General features: G+C 72.5%; 14 protein-coding genes. 3 read left to right on the top strand and 11 right to left on the bottom strand.

Features of this window, described 5'->3' with window-relative positions:
* Positions 1-36: 36 nt before the first annotated feature.
* Positions 37-1,305, bottom strand: coding sequence for an alginate lyase family protein (locus AAW13_RS26890; protein ID WP_046731946.1), 1,269 nt, complete (start codon positions 1,303-1,305; stop codon positions 37-39).
* Positions 1,306-1,443: 138 nt separating this feature from the next.
* Between AAW13_RS26890 and AAW13_RS26885 the strand changes: the two genes are divergently transcribed.
* Together AAW13_RS26885 and AAW13_RS26880 are read left to right on the top strand one after the other, a co-directional pair.
* The gene (locus AAW13_RS26885) at positions 1,444-2,823 is read left to right on the top strand and encodes a uracil-xanthine permease family protein (protein WP_046731945.1); all 1,380 of its coding nucleotides are present in this window, start codon (positions 1,444-1,446) and stop codon (positions 2,821-2,823) included.
* An 85-nt stretch (positions 2,824-2,908) separates the two neighbouring features.
* Positions 2,909-3,595 (top strand): DUF5995 family protein, encoded by a 687-nt coding sequence (locus AAW13_RS26880; protein ID WP_046731944.1) that lies wholly within the window; start codon positions 2,909-2,911, stop codon positions 3,593-3,595.
* A gap of 30 nt (positions 3,596-3,625) precedes the next feature.
* On the opposite strand, the gene AAW13_RS26875 is transcribed toward AAW13_RS26880, so the two are convergent.
* The 10 genes from AAW13_RS26875 to AAW13_RS26830 form a co-directional block, all read right to left on the bottom strand.
* The gene (locus tag AAW13_RS26875) at positions 3,626-5,323 is read right to left on the bottom strand and encodes a flavin monoamine oxidase family protein (protein WP_046731943.1); all 1,698 of its coding nucleotides are present in this window, start codon (positions 5,321-5,323) and stop codon (positions 3,626-3,628) included.
* A 63-nt stretch (positions 5,324-5,386) separates the two neighbouring features.
* Complete coding sequence (locus AAW13_RS26870; RefSeq protein ID WP_046731942.1) at positions 5,387-6,175, bottom strand: carbon-nitrogen hydrolase family protein; 789 nt, start codon at positions 6,173-6,175, stop codon at positions 5,387-5,389.
* 146 nt (positions 6,176-6,321) lie between these two features.
* Positions 6,322-6,726, bottom strand: coding sequence for a DUF742 domain-containing protein (locus tag AAW13_RS26865; RefSeq protein WP_052768666.1), 405 nt, complete (start codon positions 6,724-6,726; stop codon positions 6,322-6,324).
* A gap of 7 nt (positions 6,727-6,733) precedes the next feature.
* Complete coding sequence (locus AAW13_RS26860) at positions 6,734-7,189, bottom strand: roadblock/LC7 domain-containing protein (RefSeq protein ID WP_046731940.1); 456 nt, start codon at positions 7,187-7,189, stop codon at positions 6,734-6,736.
* Complete coding sequence (locus AAW13_RS26855) at positions 7,179-9,512, bottom strand: sensor histidine kinase (protein ID WP_079178985.1); 2,334 nt, start codon at positions 9,510-9,512, stop codon at positions 7,179-7,181. Before AAW13_RS26855 ends, AAW13_RS26860 begins: the two co-directional genes overlap by 11 nt.
* 111 nt (positions 9,513-9,623) lie before the next feature.
* Positions 9,624-11,087, bottom strand: coding sequence for an HAD-IA family hydrolase (locus tag AAW13_RS26850; RefSeq protein WP_046731938.1), 1,464 nt, complete (start codon positions 11,085-11,087; stop codon positions 9,624-9,626).
* Between the two features lie 71 nt (positions 11,088-11,158).
* A complete protein-coding gene (locus tag AAW13_RS26845; protein WP_046731937.1) occupies positions 11,159-12,223 on the bottom strand; it encodes an ABC transporter ATP-binding protein in 1,065 nt (354 codons plus the stop codon).
* Between the two features lie 3 nt (positions 12,224-12,226).
* Positions 12,227-13,045 (bottom strand): ABC transporter permease, encoded by an 819-nt coding sequence (locus AAW13_RS26840; protein ID WP_046731936.1) that lies wholly within the window; start codon positions 13,043-13,045, stop codon positions 12,227-12,229.
* Positions 13,030-13,929, bottom strand: coding sequence for an ABC transporter permease (locus AAW13_RS26835; RefSeq protein ID WP_046731935.1), 900 nt, complete (start codon positions 13,927-13,929; stop codon positions 13,030-13,032). Before AAW13_RS26835 ends, AAW13_RS26840 begins: the two co-directional genes overlap by 16 nt.
* A complete protein-coding gene (locus tag AAW13_RS26830; RefSeq protein ID WP_046731934.1) occupies positions 13,926-15,086 on the bottom strand; it encodes an ABC transporter substrate-binding protein in 1,161 nt (386 codons plus the stop codon). The genes AAW13_RS26835 and AAW13_RS26830 overlap by 4 nt, the downstream gene beginning before the upstream one ends.
* A gap of 236 nt (positions 15,087-15,322) precedes the next feature.
* Between AAW13_RS26830 and AAW13_RS26825 the strand changes: the two genes are divergently transcribed.
* Positions 15,323-16,063: a GntR family transcriptional regulator gene (locus AAW13_RS26825; protein ID WP_046731933.1), complete on the top strand. Its 741-nt coding sequence runs from the start codon at positions 15,323-15,325 to the stop codon at positions 16,061-16,063.
* Positions 16,064-16,133: the final 70 nt, after the last annotated feature.

Genomic DNA, 16,133 nt, shown 5'->3' with positions numbered 1-16,133 from the left:
GCGGGTGCTCAGGAGCCCCGGCCGGGAAGGGGCTGGTCAGCCCGCGATGGAGTCCAGCTGCTCGGCGGCGGGCCGCAGGGCCCAGAGGTCGCCGCCGGGCGGTGCCTCCAGGTACCGGACCGCCCGCTGCGCCGCCCGGTCGCCCGCGTCGGCCGCCGCGTGCACGACGTCGGTGGCCGCGTAGCGGTGGAACTCCAGCTCCGGGTGCGGCCAGGCGGCGGACCCGGTGGCGGCGGGGAGCAGGTAGTCCACGGCCGCGGACAGCGACTGTCCGTCCGGACCCCGGTAGGCCCACAGGTCGACCCCGACGTGCCGGCCGATCGCCGCGAGGCGGGTGTAGGCGACCAGGTCGAAGGTCGAGTAGTGCCAGCTCCGGGTGCGGGACAGCTCCTGCGGCTGGCTGCCGTCGGCCGCGATCTGCGCGGCGATCCGCTTCGCCCGCGCGTCCAGCACGGTCCTCCTCGCCAGCGCCCGGTCACCGGTCGCGTAGGCGAGGGCGGCGAGCTGCATGTCGTAGAAGGTGCCGTGGTTGTTGGCGGTCGCGCCCTCCTCCTTCCCGAAGGAGCTGTTCGCCAGCCAGTCGCGGAAGTCCGTGTTCCAGCTCCGCATGCCCGCCCGGTCCGCGGCGCTCCAGCCGGGTGCCCCGGTGCCGAGGATCGCCAGCGCGTCGACCACGCTGGTGTACGACTGGGAGAAGTCGATGATGCCGATCGACCGGCCGTCGTACTTGCACGGGATGAACTGGGCGTGGTCCAGGTCGGGGTTCATCCGGGTCGCCGGGTCGAGGAACCAGGTGCGCAGCACCTGCCCGGCCTTCTCGGCGTAGGCCCGCCGGCCCGTGTAGTACCACGCCAGGGAGAGGTCGTAGGCCGAGTCGAAGACCTTCTCCACGTCCTGGCGGTCGGTGCCGCTGTCGACCTCGGGATTGCGCTGACCGTCCCGCTGGACGTAGGGGCAGCCCCAGGGATTGTCCGCGGTGGGGGTGGTGGTGGGCCACCAGTAGGGGGCCTGGCTGAGGTAGTCGTGCACGTCGCCGCCGGGGGCGGGCTTCGGTTTGTCGACCACCGTCCAGGGACCCTGGTCCAGCCAGGCGTCGGCGCGGACGGCCAGGTCCCGGACGGCGCGGCGCAGTCGCGGGTCGCCGTGGTCGAGTTCCGCTCTGGTGCGCTGGAGGCGGGTGCCGTCGAGGACGGCGGTGTCCGGCGCCTTGGCCGCCCTCGCGGTCGCGTGGGCGGAGGGGACGAGGACGGCGCCGACGGCCGCCAGTGCCGTCAGGACGACGGCCATGCGGGATCTTCCACTCATCGAGCACTCCGATCGGACACAGGGTCAATCAGGTACGTGAACACAGTTCATGAGTAGGACCGTGTGAGCGTAGAACCGCGAGGTAGCCCTGACAATGGTCCGGACCGACTTCACGTACGAAGAAAGCGAAGCCCCACCATGGATCTCGGCGTGCGCTGGAAACTCCACGGCGACGGACGTACCCCCGCGCCCGGAGCGGTGGTACGCCCCGACGAACGGCTCTCCTGGCCCCGCACGGTCGGGCTCGGCGCCCAGCACGTGGTGGCCATGTTCGGCGCCTCCTTCGTGGCCCCCGTGCTGATGGGCCTCGACCCCAACCTCGCGATCATGATGTCCGGCGTGGCGACCGTGATCTTCCTGCTGGCGACACGCGGCCGGGTGCCCAGCTATCTGGGCTGTTCGCTGTCGTTCGTGGGCGTGGCCGCGGTCATCCGGGCGCAGGGCGGCACCAGTGCCACGGTGACCGGCGCGGTCCTGGTGGTCGGTGCCGTGCTCTTCCTGATCGGACTGGCCGTCCAGCGCTTCGGCGCCCGGATCATCCACGCCGCGATGCCGCCGATCGTCACCGGCGCGGTCGTGATGCTGATCGGCTTCAACCTCGCGCCCGTGACCGCCGCCACCTACTGGCCGCAGGACCAGTGGACGGCGCTGCTGGTGATGCTGTTCACCGGTCTGGCCGTCGTCTGTCTGCGTGGTTTCTGGTCACGGGTCGCGATCTTCCTGGGCCTGGTCTTCGGGTACGTCCTCTCCTGGGCCCTGGACCGGATCTTCGGCAGGATCCACTCGATGAGCCCGAGCGGCAAGGTCACCGACCACTGGCGTCTCGACCTGTCCGGTGTCGGCAAGGCCGACTGGATCGGGCTGCCGTCCTTCCACGGCCCGTCCTTCCAGTGGTCCGCGATCCTGGTCGCGCTCCCGGTCGTGATCGCCCTGGTCGCGGAGAACGCCGGACACGTCAAGGCCGTCGGCGAGATGACCGGTGACCCGCTGGACGACAAGCTCGGCACGGCCATCTCGGCCGACGGCGTCGCCTCGATGCTGTCCACCGCCGTGGGCGGCCCGCCCAACACCACGTACTCCGAGAACATCGGCGTGATGGCCGCGACCCGCGTCTACTCCACCGCCGCCTACTGGGCCGCCGCCGGCTTCGCGCTGCTCTTCGGCGTCTGCCCCAAGTTCGGCGCGATCGTGGCCGCGGTCCCGGGCGGGGTCCTCGGCGGCATCACGGTGATCCTGTACGGCATGATCGGCCTGCTCGGCGCCCAGATCTGGCTGCACGCCAAGGTCGACCTGCGCAATCCGCTGAACCTGGTCCCGGCCGCCGCCGGCATCATCATCGGAGTCGGCAACGTCAGCATGAAGTTCACCGACACCTTCTCCCTCAGCGGTATCGCGCTGGGCACGCTGGTCGTCATCACCGGCTACCACACCCTGCGCGCCTTCGCGCCCGCCCACCTCAAGGGCCAGGCGCCCCTTCTCGACGAGGGGACCAGTTCCTACGACGACGCCCGGCCGTAGCCGTACGACGGCCGCGTTCGCCCGTTCCGGGGAAGCTCCGGGCCGGTCGGCACCACCGCCGGTCCGGGGCTGGCACCCTTCCCCCATGGCGCAGCTGGCACACCTCACCGCTCCGGTCGGCACCGTCGTCTCCCGGATGCGCGCCCTGGACGAGGACCTGCCCGAGCGGGACGGTGTCGCGGTCTTCAACCGGGTCTACCTCGCCGTCACGGAGGAGGTCGAACGGCGCCTGGAAGCGGGCCGGTTCGGGGACCCGAGAGCCGCCGCGACGCTGGACGTGCGATTCGCGGAGCGGTACCTGGCGGCCGTGGACGCGGCGGCGGACGGCCGCCGTCCGCCGGCCTGCTGGCGGCCGCTGTTCCAGTTCCGCCGCCACCCCGGGGTACGGCCGCTCCAGTTCGCCCTGGCCGGCATCAACGCGCACATCGGCCACGACCTGGCGCTGGCCGTGGTCGACGCCTGCCGCACGCTCGGCTGCGAACCGGCCGACCTGGAGGACGAGTTCGACCGGGTGGGCGACCTCCTGGTGTCGCTCGAGGAGCGGATCCGCGAGGACCTGATGCCGGGCCCGGACCTGCTCCAGATCGCCGACCCGCTGACCCATCTGCTCGGGTCCTGGAGTCTGGAGCGGGCCCGGGACGCGACCTGGTCGGCGGCGCGGGCGCTGTGGGCGCTGCGCCGGTTCGAGGACCTGGCCGAGGAGTTCGCCGAACGGCTGGACGCGGCGGTCGGGCTCGCGGGCAGGATGCTGCTCACCCCGCTGCGCGGCTGACGGACGCGTCCCGTGGGCCGCGTCTTCGGCTCAGTCCTCGGGGAGTTCGACCGGGGCGATCTCGTCGTAGACGTCACCGGGGCCGGGGTTGGTGGGGTCGGTCTCGCCACCGAAGTGGTGCATGACGCCCCAGACCGCGTTCAGCGCGGTCTGGACGGCGCCCTCGGCCCAGCCGGCCGTCCAGGAGATGTCGTCGCCGGCGAGGAAGAGGCCCCGCTTGTCGGCGGGCAGCCGGTCCTGCACGAAGTGCGTGAACAGGCGCCGCTGGTAGCGGTAGTGGCCGGGCAGGTTGGCCTTGAACGCGCCCATGAAGTACGGCTCGTTCTCCCAGGAGACGGTCACCGGGTTACCGATGACGTGCTTGCGGATGTCGACCTTGGGATAGATCTCGCCGAGCGACTTCAGCATGACCTCCATCCGCTCGTGCGCGGACAGCGGCAGCCACTTCAGGCTGTCGTCGCACCAGGTGTAGGAGAGGCAGATGACGGCGGGCCTGTCCGGGCCGTCGTCGAGGAGGTAGGTACCGCGGGTCATACGGTCGGTGAGGGTCATCGACATGACGTCACGGCCGGTCTGCTCGTCCTTGTCCAGCCAGAACGGCCGGTCGACCGGCACGAACAGCTTCGAGGACTCCATGTAGTGGGTGCGCTCGATCGCGGTCCAGTGGTCGATCGGGAAGAGCGAGTCGTCGCAGGCGATCTTCGAGAGCAGCATCCAGGACTGGGCGGTGAAGACCGCCGCCCGGTAGGTGCGGATGTCGCCGTTCGCGTCGGTCACCGTGATCCGGTTGCCGCCGGTGCGGTGCAGCCGGGTGACGGCGGGCCGCGGCTCGCCGTTCTCGTGCAGGGACTTCAGGGACGTCCCGTGGGCCCAGTGCACGATCTTCTCCGGCTCACGCTCCCAGAGCCTGAGCGGCAGCTGCTGGGAGCCGCCGACGATACCGCGGTGGTGGTCGTCGGCCTCGGTGTAGACGACGCGCAGGATCTCCAGGATCGAGTTGGGGAAGTCGGTGTCCCAGCCGCCCGTGCCGAAGCCCACCTGGCCGAAGATCTCGCGGTGCCGGAAGGACCTGAACGCCTCGGATTCGCAGAGGAAGCCGTAGAAGGTCTGGTTGTCGAGCTTCTCCACGAGCTTCGACCAAATCTCGCGGATCCGCGGCACGTCGCGCTCGCGCATCGCGCGGTTCATGTCGGAGAAGTCGGCGCCCTCGTCGAGGCACTTGTTCCAGGCGGCCGCGACATCGCGGTAGACCTGCGGGAGGTCGGCGATCGTCTCGGCGTAGTGCGACTCGCCCTTGAGGTCGACCACGGTCGAAGGGGTCGCCTCCGCGAGGGGGTTGGGGAACGGCCGGGTCTCCAGGCCCACCAGGTCGATGTAGTGCTGGAGGGCGGTGGAGGAGGGCGGGAAGCGCATCGCGCCCATCTCCGCGGTCAGTTCGGGGTCGCAGCCCTCGAAGCCGACGGTCCGCAGCCGGCCGCCGATCTCGTCGGCCTCGTAGACGACCGGCTTCAGGCCCATCTTCATCAGTTCGTAGGCCGCCACGATCCCCGACAGACCGCCGCCGACGACCGCGACCTCGGTGCCGTGCTCGGTGGCCGGGATCTGCCCGAGTCCCGCCGGGTGGGCGAGGAAGTCGTCGTAGGCGTAGGGAAAGTCCGGGCCGAACATGGTGATCGGCGGCTGCTGCCCGGCCGCGTGCTCGACGGCGTTGGGCACGGTGGACGTCATGGGGTACGGACTCCTTGCGGGCATGCGTGAGGTGGGGAGCGGGCGGGGCGACGCGGCGGAAGGTCAGGCCAGGGAGCCGTAGAGGCCGGGGCGGCGGTCCTTCAGATACGGGTTCGCCGCGCGGGAGGCGGCGAGGAAGACCGGGTCGACGTCGGCGACGACGAGTTCCTCGCCGTGGCCGGCGCGGGCGCGGGCGACTCCGTCGGGGCCGGCCAGGGTGGAGAGCCCGAAGAACTCGAACTCCCCTTCGTGACCGACCCGGTTGGCGTAGGCGACGTACATCTGGTTCTCCCAGGCCCGGACCGGGACGAGGGATTCGGCGACCAGCTGGAACGGGTGCATGTTCGCCGTCGGGACGAGGAGCACGTCGGTGCCGGCCAGGGCGTGGGCGCGGACGAGCTCCGGGAACTCCACGTCGTAGCAGATCATGATCCCGACGGTGAGGCCGTTCAGCTCGGCCTGGACGACCGGCTGGTCGCCCGGGGTGAAGTGGTCCGCCTCGAAGCCGCCGAACAGGTGGGACTTGCGGTAGTTCGCGAGCCGGGTGCCGTCGGCGGAGACCAGCTGGGCGGAGTTGTGCACGCGGTCGCCGTCGCGCTCCGGGTAGCCGTAGACGATCGCCAGACCGTGCCGGTGGGCCAGCCCGGCGACCGTGTCCGCGCTGTCCCCGTCGGCGGGCTCGGCGAGCCGGGCGATGTCGTCGCCGATCGCGTAGCCGGTCAGGAACATCTCCGGAGCGACGAGCAGCGCGGCGCCCGCGGCGGCGGCCCGGCCGGCGGCCTCGTCGAGCACCTTCAGGTTCTCGACGGTCGAGCCGGGGCGGCCGGAGCTCTGGAGCAGGGCGGTGCGCATGCGGGGTCCTCACCGGTACGGAGGGGGTTCTGGGGCCGTTTAGACCGTACGGTCGGCGGCCCCGGCCGGACAAGGAGGAGCCGTTGCGCGCCGGTGAGCGGTTCGTTGCGTGATGCGGGGGCCGGGCGGCGATTCGTTGCGCGCGGTCAGAGTTCCCGCAGGCGCGCCACGATCTCCTCCAGCAGCGCGGGGTCGGCGGCGGGACCGGCCGGCTCCGCGCGGCGCGGCTCGTCGATCCGGACCAGGCCGGCCTCGGCCAGGTCGCCGAGCAGCACGCGGACGACGGTGAGCGGCAGGTCGGCGTCCGCGGCGAGCTCGACCACCGGGCGGGCGCCGCAGCGCACCAGGGCGAGCAGGGCGGCGCCGGCGTGCTCGACCTCGCGCCGGTCCGGGCCGGTGCCCGGATCCGTGCCCGTGCCCGGTTCCAGGGCCGTGACCTGGGACATCAGGTCGACGGTGTGCCGGTCGGAGGGCTTGGTGCGGCCCCGGGTGACGGTGTAGGGGCGGACCAGCGAACCGGTCTCGTCCTCGTACCAGTGCTCGTCGCTCACCGCGATGTCAGGGGGTCGTGCGGGTGGCCGCGTCCAGGTGTCCGCCGAGCCGGCGGACGAGCAGGGCCATCTCGTGGGCCAGCTGGCCGACGTCGGTGCGGACGTCGCTGAGGACGGCGAGCCGGCTGCCGTGTCCGGCCGGGGTCACGAAGAGGTAGGCGTCGTCCAGCATCACCATGGTCTGCCGCACCTCCCCCACCCCGAAGCGGTCGCCGGCGGAGCGGGCGAGGCTGTGGAAGCCGGAACAGACGGCCGCGAGGTGCTCGATGTCCCGCCGCCGCATGCCGTCGGAGTGGCTGAGCGGCAGCCCGTCGGCGGTGAGCAGCACGGCCTGCCGGACGTGGTCGGTGCGGGCGACGAGATCGTCGAGGAGCCAGCCGAGACCGCTGCCGGGCCGGCCGTCGGACGGGCCCGCGGGCGTCGCGGGAGCGTCGGGGGTGTCTTTCCGGTCGTCACTGTTCATGGCCCGCGGGCTTCCTCTCCTGGGTGTCGGTCGGCTCCCCGGCTTCGACGGGCAGTCCCCTGCGGCCTCGTTCCAGACCTCGCTGGAAGGCTCCGAAGACCGCCCGCATCTCGTCGGCGTCCAGGTCACGCGGGCCGCCCGGCTCCGGTTCCGCGCGCAGCCCGGCGGCGAGGGAGGCCTGACGGGTGCGGGTGGGCAGCGCGGGGGCGGCGCCCTGCGCGGCGGACTGCGCACGCGCGCCGTCCCCCACGTCGTCGGCGGGCCGGGCGTCGCCCGGAACCGCCCGCACCGGCCGCTCCCCCGCACCGGCGGGCACCCGCCGCTCCACCACACCCGCCGAGCCCGCCGAGCCCGCCGAGCGCACTACGTCCGCCGAGCCCGCCCCTTCCGCCGCGTCAGCTGCTTCCGCCGTGTCCGCCTCCGCCAGGACGGCGGCCGGCAGCAGTACCACCGCCGTCGTCCCGCCGTACGGCGACTCCCGCAGGGTCACCTCGATGCCGTGGCGGGCGGCCAGGCGGCCCACGACGTACAGGCCGAGCCGGTCGTGGCGGGTCGGGTCGAAGGCGCCGGGGTCGGTGAGGGTGCGGTGGGCCTCGGCGAGCTGTCCGGCGTCGAGACCGAGTCCCCGGTCGTCGATCTCCAGGGTGAAGCCCCGGCCGACCCGGCCGGTGCGCAAAGTGACCCGGGTGTGCGGCGGCGAGAACACCGTCGCGTTCTCCAGCAGCTCGGCGACCAGGTGCACCACGTCGGCGACGGCGTCCGCGGCCACGCCCACCTCGGGCATCGGCGGTACCACGACCCGCGTGTAGTCCTCGATCTCGCCGACCGCCGAGGACACCACGTCGGCGAGGGGCACCGGCCGCCGCCAGCGCCGTCCGGGGGTCGCGCCGGAGAGGATGATCAGGCTCTCCGCGTGCCGGCGCATCCGGGTGGTGAGGTGGTCGATGCGGAACAGTTCACGCAGGACGACGGGGTCGTCGGTGCGCCGCTCCAGGGTGTCGACGAGTTTCAGCTGGCGGTGGACGAGGGCCTGGTTGCGTCGGGCGATGTTGAGGAGGACCGCGAACAGCCCGCGGCGGAGCGTGGCCTGCGTGACCGCGGCCCCGACGGCGGCCAGCCGGGCCCGGTTGAACGACCGGCCGACGTCCCCGATCTCGTCGTCCCCGGCCTCCCCGGCGGCCAGCGGCGGCGCCTCGGCGACCGGGTCCACGTCCACCCCGGCACTCAACCGAGCCATCAGAGCGGGTAGTTGCTGTGCCGTCAGCACATCGGCGGCGTCCCGCAGGGTCTCCAGCCGGCGCGAGATCCGGCGTGCCCCGCGTACCGCGAACCACAGGGACAGCCCGACCGCCACCAGCCCGGCCGCGCCGGACACGGCCGCCTTCGCCAGCTCCCGGTACGCGAACTCCCGGCCGCGGGCCCCGGAGTTCTCCGCCGCACGGGTGCACAGCAGCATGTACTGCCTGACGGCCCGGTCGGTGGTGGCCCGCCAGGTGTCCGCGGCGACGGCCGCACCGGCCCGGTCCGCGCCCGCGCGCAGCAGCGCGTCCTCGCCGCTCACCAGCGCCCGGTACAGCGGCCCGCGCTGGAACCGCTCGAACAGTGTCCGTGAGTCGGCCGGCAGATCCGGCACGTAGGTCCGTTCGAAGACGCGCCGGTCCTCGATCGTCGCGGTGAGGGTGTCGTACTGCCGGTCGGTGAGCCGTCCGGCGGCCCGTGCCCCGGCGACCAGCGCGTCCTCGCGCGAGACGAACTCCCGTACCCGCACCAGCTCGATGACGACCTGGGCCTCCCGGGCCAGCTGTCCGGCCTGGAGGGCGGTCAGGGTGGACTCGACGTCGAAGCCGGGCTCCACCAGCGCGCTGTAGCCGGCGACGGCGCCGTCCCAGGAGATCTGCCGGGACAGCACCCGCTCGCGCAGCTTCTCCAGCCCGCCGGTGGCGGTCACCATCGCGTCGAGGGACCCGCGCTGCCGGGTGGTCAGGCGCCCCCGGTCGCCGCCCCGGACGGCGTCCCGCAGGGCGGCCACCGCCCGGTCGGTGCGCCGCTGCTGCACCAGCAGGCCGGCGGCGGTCGCGGTGTCCGGGCGGGCGCCCAGGTAGGCGGCCGACAGCCGCCGTTCGATCTGGATCTGGCCGACCGCCGTGTCCACCGGCGTGCCGAAGTCGTCGTACACCCCCTTGAGCCTGATCAGGGCGCGGGGTTCGGCGGTCACGGACACCATGGCGAAGCTCCACAGGGCCGTCAGCGCGACGGCCGGGGCGAGCGCGAGCGCCACGATCCGCGCGCGGACGGTGGTGGGGCGGCCGAGGGGCCAGCGCATGGTTACCTGCCGGTGTTACCAACCAGTAAGACGGGGCCGGCACAACCTACGGGATGCCCGCCGCGCCTCGCAATGGTTGCCCTGGGTAACCCCTGGTCAAGACCCGGTCGATCACGGTTCGACGGCGAACGTGGTGACGACGGCCGCGTGGTCGGAGGGCCAGTCGTTGTCCGCGACGTCGGGCCAGGGCGCCGGGGTGCCGGTGACCCAGGTCCGGGAGTCGAGCACGCGCAGCCCCCTGTGCAGCACGTAGTCGATCCGGTCCTGCGGCTCGGGCCGCCCGCTGCCGTCCTCGTGCACGGGGTGGATCGGCGACCAGGTGTGTCCGGGCACCGCGGCCGGGTCCGGGTGCGCCTGCCGGAAGGAGTCGTGGAACCCGGCCTCCTCGGCGGCCTTCGTCACCGGCCACTCCACGTCCGGCCGGTCCAGGTGCGAGGGGCAGTTGAAGTCGCCCGTCAGCACCACCGGCACGGCACCGGCACGGTCACCGTCGCCGATCCGCCGCAGCGCCTCCCGCAGCTGTCCGAGCCGCACCTCCTCGTGGGCGATCAGTTCGTCCGCGACGAGCCCGTCGAAGTGCAACTCGTAGGGCCCGTACGGCGTGTAGTGCAGGTGCGCGGTCCAGACCTCGACCTCGCGGCCGGGCCGGACGGCGATCCGTACCCCGGTGGCGCCGTAGAAGCCGACCTCCGGGTCGCCGAGGCGGGCCGTGATCGGGTGGCGGCTGATGATCCCGAGGTTCTCCCCCGCCGTGTGGTGGTGCCAGCCGAGGGCCTCGGCGAGTTCCCGGGCCGAGGTGCCCGCGGTCTCCTGGAGGCCGACGACGTCGGCGCCCACGTCCACGACGGTCTTCACCTGCTTGGCCCGGTGGTCGTCGATCCGGCTGCCGCCGAGCCAGAGGTTCCAGGACATGACCCGCAGTTCGGGTACGGCCATCTCGCTCAGCTCCTTCGGGGTGACTCCGACCAGCGTCTCCCGGACGGTCCGGCCGGGCGCGTCGCCGATCGGCGCGAGCGAGGGCACCGCCAGCACGGCGCACCCGGCGGCCTCGGCGGAGGCGACCCCGGTCTCGGTGTCCTCGACGGCCACACAGGCCGCCGGGTCGACGCCGAGCGCGCGGCAGGCGGCGAGGTAGGGGTCGGGGGCCGGCTTGGTGCGGCCGGTGTCGTCGGCGGTGACGGAGACGGCGAAGCGGCCGGGCCCGAGGGCGTCGAGCACGAGTCCCGCGACCGCGCGTGGGGACGCGGTGACCAGGGCGGTGGGGACGTCGGCCGCGGCCAGCGCGTCCAGCAGGTCGAGGGCGCCGGGGCGGGGCACGATGCCGGTGCGGACCCGGTCCGCGAACTCCCGGTGCAGCTCGGCCGCGAGGTCGGCGCCCGGCCGGCCGGTGCCGTCGGCCAGCCACTGGGCGGTGTGCTCGACGGGCCGGCCCAGCACATCGGGCTCGTCGGCCGCGTCGAGCGGCCGTCCGGCAACGCTTTCCACCGCCTCCCACCACAGTCGCTCGGTGTCGACGAGCGTGCCGTCCATGTCGAACAGGACGGCCTGGAGCGGGAGTCGTGGGTGGGGGGTCACGTTGTTGTCATTCCTCACTTCTGGATGGATTCCCTCGGGTCGGGGCCGGGCCCCTGGGCGGCTTCCCGGGTTCACTCCCGGGCACGTTCCGCCACGAGCACCGGCCGCTCGGGCAGCGACACGGTCGCGGCGGATCCGGCGCCCAGCTCGGCGGCCTCGTGGGCGGGCAGGTCGGCCTTGGCCTCGGTGCCGTCGGCGAGCCGTACGGTGACCCGGACGACCGCGCCGAGGAAGGCGGTGGCGACGACGGTGGCCGTGCCGGACCCGTCCGCGCGCACCCGCACGGCCTCGGGCCGCACCAGGACGTCGACCTCGCCGGCGCCCGGCGCCTGTCCGTCGAACGGCAGCCGCTGCCCGAGCACCTCCACCCGGTCGTCCTTGACCGTGCCCGGTATCCGGCTCATCGTGCCCACGAACTCGGCGACGAAGGCGGTGGCCGGACGGCCGTACAACTCGGCTGGTTCGGCGCACTGTTCGAGCTGTCCGGCGCGCATCACGGCGACCCGGTCGGCGATGGACAGGGCCTCCTCCTGGTCGTGCGTCACGAACAGGGTGGTGATGCCGAGTTCCTGCTGAAGCCGGCGGATCTCCTCGCGGAGCGACAACCGCACCTTGGCGTCGAGCGCGGACAGCGGCTCGTCGAGCAGCAGCACCCGGGGCCGCAGGGCGAGGGCCCGGGCCAGCGCGACGCGCTGCTGCTGACCGCCGGAGAGCTGGTGCGGAAACCGCTCGCCCTTGTCGCCGAGCCCGACGAGGTCCAGCAACTCCGCCGCCCGCGCCCGCCGTTCGCCGGTGCGCACCTTGCGCATGCGCAGCCCGAACGCCACGTTGTCGACGGCGTCGAGATGCGGGAAGAGGCTGTACGACTGGAAGACCATGCCGGCGTCACGGCGGTGGGCGGGGACCCGGGTGACGTCCTCGCCGTCGACCAGGACCGCGCCGGAGTCGGGGTGTTCGAACCCGGCGAGCATGCGCAGGGCGGTCGTCTTGCCGCAGCCGGACGGACCGAGCAGGGCCAGGAACTCCCCCGGCCGGACGGTCAGGTCGAGTCCGTCGAGGGCGACGGTGGCACCGAACTCCCGGCGCAGGGAGCGGAATTCGACGGTGGCGGCCTTGTCGGGCGTGCTGACACTCATGGTTCAACCCCGGGAGGAAGCGGTTCGGTCACGGCCGCCGGCACCGGCGAGCGCGAGGAGCAGGGCCCAGGTCACCAGGAGACTGAGCACGGAGACGGCGACGGACATCTGGGCCTGCGAGCCGCCGACGTCGTAGATCCACACGGCGAAGGGCTCGAAGCCCAGCAGCCGGGCGACGGTGAACTCACCGAGCACCAGCGCCAGGGTGAGGAAGGACGCGTTGAGCAGCGCCCCGCGCAGATTGGGCAGGACGGCCCGGACCAGCGCCTGCGGCCAGGAGGCACCGCAGCTGCGGGCGGCCTCGACGAGGGTGCGCACGTCTACCGCGCGCAGCCCGGCGTCCAGCGCCCGGTACACGAAGGGCAGCGCCATCACGACGTAGGCGATGACCAGGACGACCGGGAAGTCCGGGTTCTGCACGGCGACGAACGTCTCGAACAGCGGGGTCCGGGAGAGGTGGTCCGGCCCCCACTTCAGTACGGTGACGATGCCGGCCACGAACGCGATCGGCGGCACCACCAGGGGCAGCGAACAGACGATCTCGACCACGGGCCGCAGCCTGGGCGCGCTGAGCCGCAGGGCGACCACGGCGGGCACCGTCAGCAGCAGTACGACGGCGATGGTGGCGACGGCCAGTTCCAGCGAGAGCAGCAGGCTGGACAGGAAGCCGTCGGCGGACACGATCTGGGTGTAGGCGTCGAAGGTGACGCCCTCGCCGGGCACGTCCACCGTGAAGAGCACGGAGGCGGCCATCGGGATCAGGAAGTACAGGGCGGCCAGGCCGAGGACGGCCCAGCGCCAGAGGTTCAGGCGTCGAGCCATCGGGCGCTCCGTCGTTGCAGGGGCAGGTACACGGCCATCACCAGGCCCGCCACCAGCACCATGTCCAGGCTCAGGGCGAGGGCCACGTTCTCCTGGCCGACCAGGACGTTGCCGGAGAGGGCGTCCGCGATTTGCAGGGTGACCAGCGGGACCGCGCTGCCGACCATGGCGGCGGCGGTGGCGTACGCGGCGAAGGCGCTGCCGAAGAGCAGCACGAAGCCGCCGAGCAGCGAGGGCGCGAGCACCGGCAGCGCGACGAACCGCCAGTACTGCACACCGGTCGCGCCGTTGTTGAGCGCGGCCTCCCGCCACTGGGCGCGCAGTCCGTCCAGGGCCGGGGTGATGGTGAGGACCATCAGCGGGATCAGGAAGTACAGGTAGACGAGGACCAGCCCCCAGAAGCTGTACAGGTCCCAGCCGTGGTCCGCGAGGTGCAGGTGCACGGTCAGCACACCGGCGTTGCCGAGGGTCGCGACGAACGCGAACGCCAGCGGCACACCGCCGAAGTTGGCGAGCACCCCGGAGGCGGTGAGCACGGCCTCGCGCAGCGCCCGGGAGCGCGAGCTGACCACGGCCTGCGCGAGCGGCAGCCCGAGGACGGCGGCGATGACGGCGGAGAGCGCGGACAGCTTCACACTGCCGACGAGGGCGGTGAGGTACGGCCCCTGGAGCGAGTCGCTGAGATTGCTCGCGGTGTAGGAACTCGTGCCACTGACCGGGTCCTTGACCGTGAAGGCGCCGTTCAGCATGGCCACGGCCGGCAGTCCGAAGGCGACGGCCGTGAAGGCGAGCAGCGGGACGACGGCGAGCCAGCCGGGGGCACGGCGCCGCCGCTTCTGGGAAGCGGCGGCCGCCACGTCGGCCCGCGTGAGCGTGGCCGTCATCCGGATACGGCCTTCGACCAACCGGAGGAGAGGACCGTCTTGGCCTTGTCCTGCTGGGCCTCGGTCGGGAAGGTGGGCGTGCCGGTGACCGCGGGGAGCTTGGCGGCGGCGGCCTTGTCGAGCGTGCCGGCCTTCTCCATGGCGGACATCAGGACCGGGCGGGCGTACCCCTTGAGCCACAGGTTCTGGCCCTCGGTGCTGTACAGGTACTCCTGCCACAGGCGGGCGGCCGCCGGGTGCGGGGCGTCCTTGTTGATGGCCTGGGAGTAGAACTGGGCGTACTGGCCGTCGGTCGGGATGCTGACCTTCCAGTCGACGCCCTTGGACTTGAACTCGTCGGCGTAACCGGCGTTCAGGTAGTCCCAGTCGATGGAGATGGGCGTCTCGCCCTTCTCGACGGTGGCCGGGGTGGACTCGACGGGCGTGTAGTTGCCGTTCTTCTTCAGCTTGGCGAAGAAGTCCAGACCCGGCTGGATGTCGTCGAAGGAGCCCTTGTCGGCCAGCGCGGCCGCGTACACGCCGCCGAACGCCGAGCCGGACTTGGTCGGGTTGCCGTTGAGGGCGACCTGGCCCTTGTACTGCGGCTTGAGCAGGTCCGCGAAGGTCGTCGGGCAGGTCTTCACGCGCTTCGCGTCGCAGCCGATGGAGATGTAGCCGCCGTAGTCGTTGTACCAGCGGGCCTGCGGGTCCTTCTGGCCCTCGGGGATGTCGGCGTACGAGGTGACCTTGTAAGGGGCGAGCAGGCCCTGCTGGGCCGCGCTGAGCGCGAACGACGAACCGAGGTCGAGCACGTCCGGGGCCCGGTCCTGCCCCTTCCTCGACGTCACGGCGTTGATCTCGTCCTGGCTGGAGCCGTCGGGGCTCTCGTCCTCGATCTTGATGCCGTACTTCGCCTTGAAGCCGTCGATGACGGCGCCGTAGTTCGCCCAGTCGCGGGGCACGGCGATGATGTGCAGCGTGCCCTCCTTCTTGGCGGCGGCGATCAGCTTGTCCATGCCGCCGAGGTCGGCGGCGGAGGTGGCGGTGGCGGCGCTCTTGCCACCGGACGTGGTGGACGACGCGTTGTCGGGAGCGGCGCCGCAGGCGCTCAGGGCGAGCGCGGCTACGGCGGCGAGGGAGCCGCCGAGGAGGGCGGTTCTCGGCAGGGACACGGTCACGGTCTCTCCAGGGAGTACGCACGAGGGTGGGGCGGCGCTGCGGAAGGCACCGGGCAACTTGTCTGAACAAGTTGGCCCTAGTACGCCCGCCGTGGGTTTCCCCTTCATGAACGGAGACGAAACTCCAGACCCTTATTCCCTGCACAATCCCGCCCGGCTGCGGGCTGACACGAATCACCTGAGGGCGTCGATTAGGCTGGTCACGCTGTGCACAGCCGCCTGATCAGAGGGGAAGCATGACGGCGCGACATGAGGAGATCGCCGACGAGCTGCGGCGCGCCATCGACCGCGAGGAGTACACCGTCGGCAGTCGGCTGCCCGCGGAGACGGAACTGGCGGCGCAGTACGGCGTCTCGCGCGGCACGGTCCGCCAGGCGGTCGCCGCGCTGACCTCCGAGGGGCTGATCGGCTCCCGGCAGGGCGCCCGCCGGGTGGTGCTGGCCAGCCGCCGCAGCCAGAGCTTCGCGGAGCTGCGCAGTTTCGCGCAGTGGGCGAAGGCGATGGGCCGCACGGCGACGGGGCACGTGGTGTCCCAGGAGTACCGTCCCGCCTCCCAGGAGGACGCCGTCCGCCTCCAACTGACCGCCGGCACACCGGTGTTGCATGTGCTTCGGGTGCGCGGGCTGGACGGCGAACCGGTGTTGCTCGAGCGGACGGTGTACGCCGACTGGATCGCCCCTGCGGTGGAGCCGATAGAGCCCGAGTGCCCGTCGGTGACTCAACGCCTCTACGAGGAGACGGGGTTGGTCTTCGCGTACGGCGAGCACGTCATCGACGCGGTGGCGGCGGGGGCGCAGGACTCGGTGCTGCTGCGGGTCCGCCGGACGAGTCCGCTGCTGCGGGTGCGGCGGGTGACGACGACGCGGGAGGGGCGGCCGGTGGAGTGGTCGGACGACCGGTACCGGTCGGACGCGGTGAGTTTCAGTGTGCACAACTCCATCGGCAGCAACCCGCTGGCGCGAAAGACGGCGGAGTAGGGGGCGGGGGGTGCGGTGGCGTGCCGGGTGCGGGTGGTCCGTGGCTGGTCGCGCAGTTCCCCGCGCCCCT

The organism is Streptomyces humi (assembly GCF_001005085.2).
Taxonomy (GTDB): Bacteria; Actinomycetota; Actinomycetes; order Streptomycetales; family Streptomycetaceae; genus Streptomyces; species Streptomyces humi.
The sequence above is the reverse complement of the archived record's forward strand: the minus strand, read 5'-3'. Positions and strand labels throughout refer to the sequence as shown.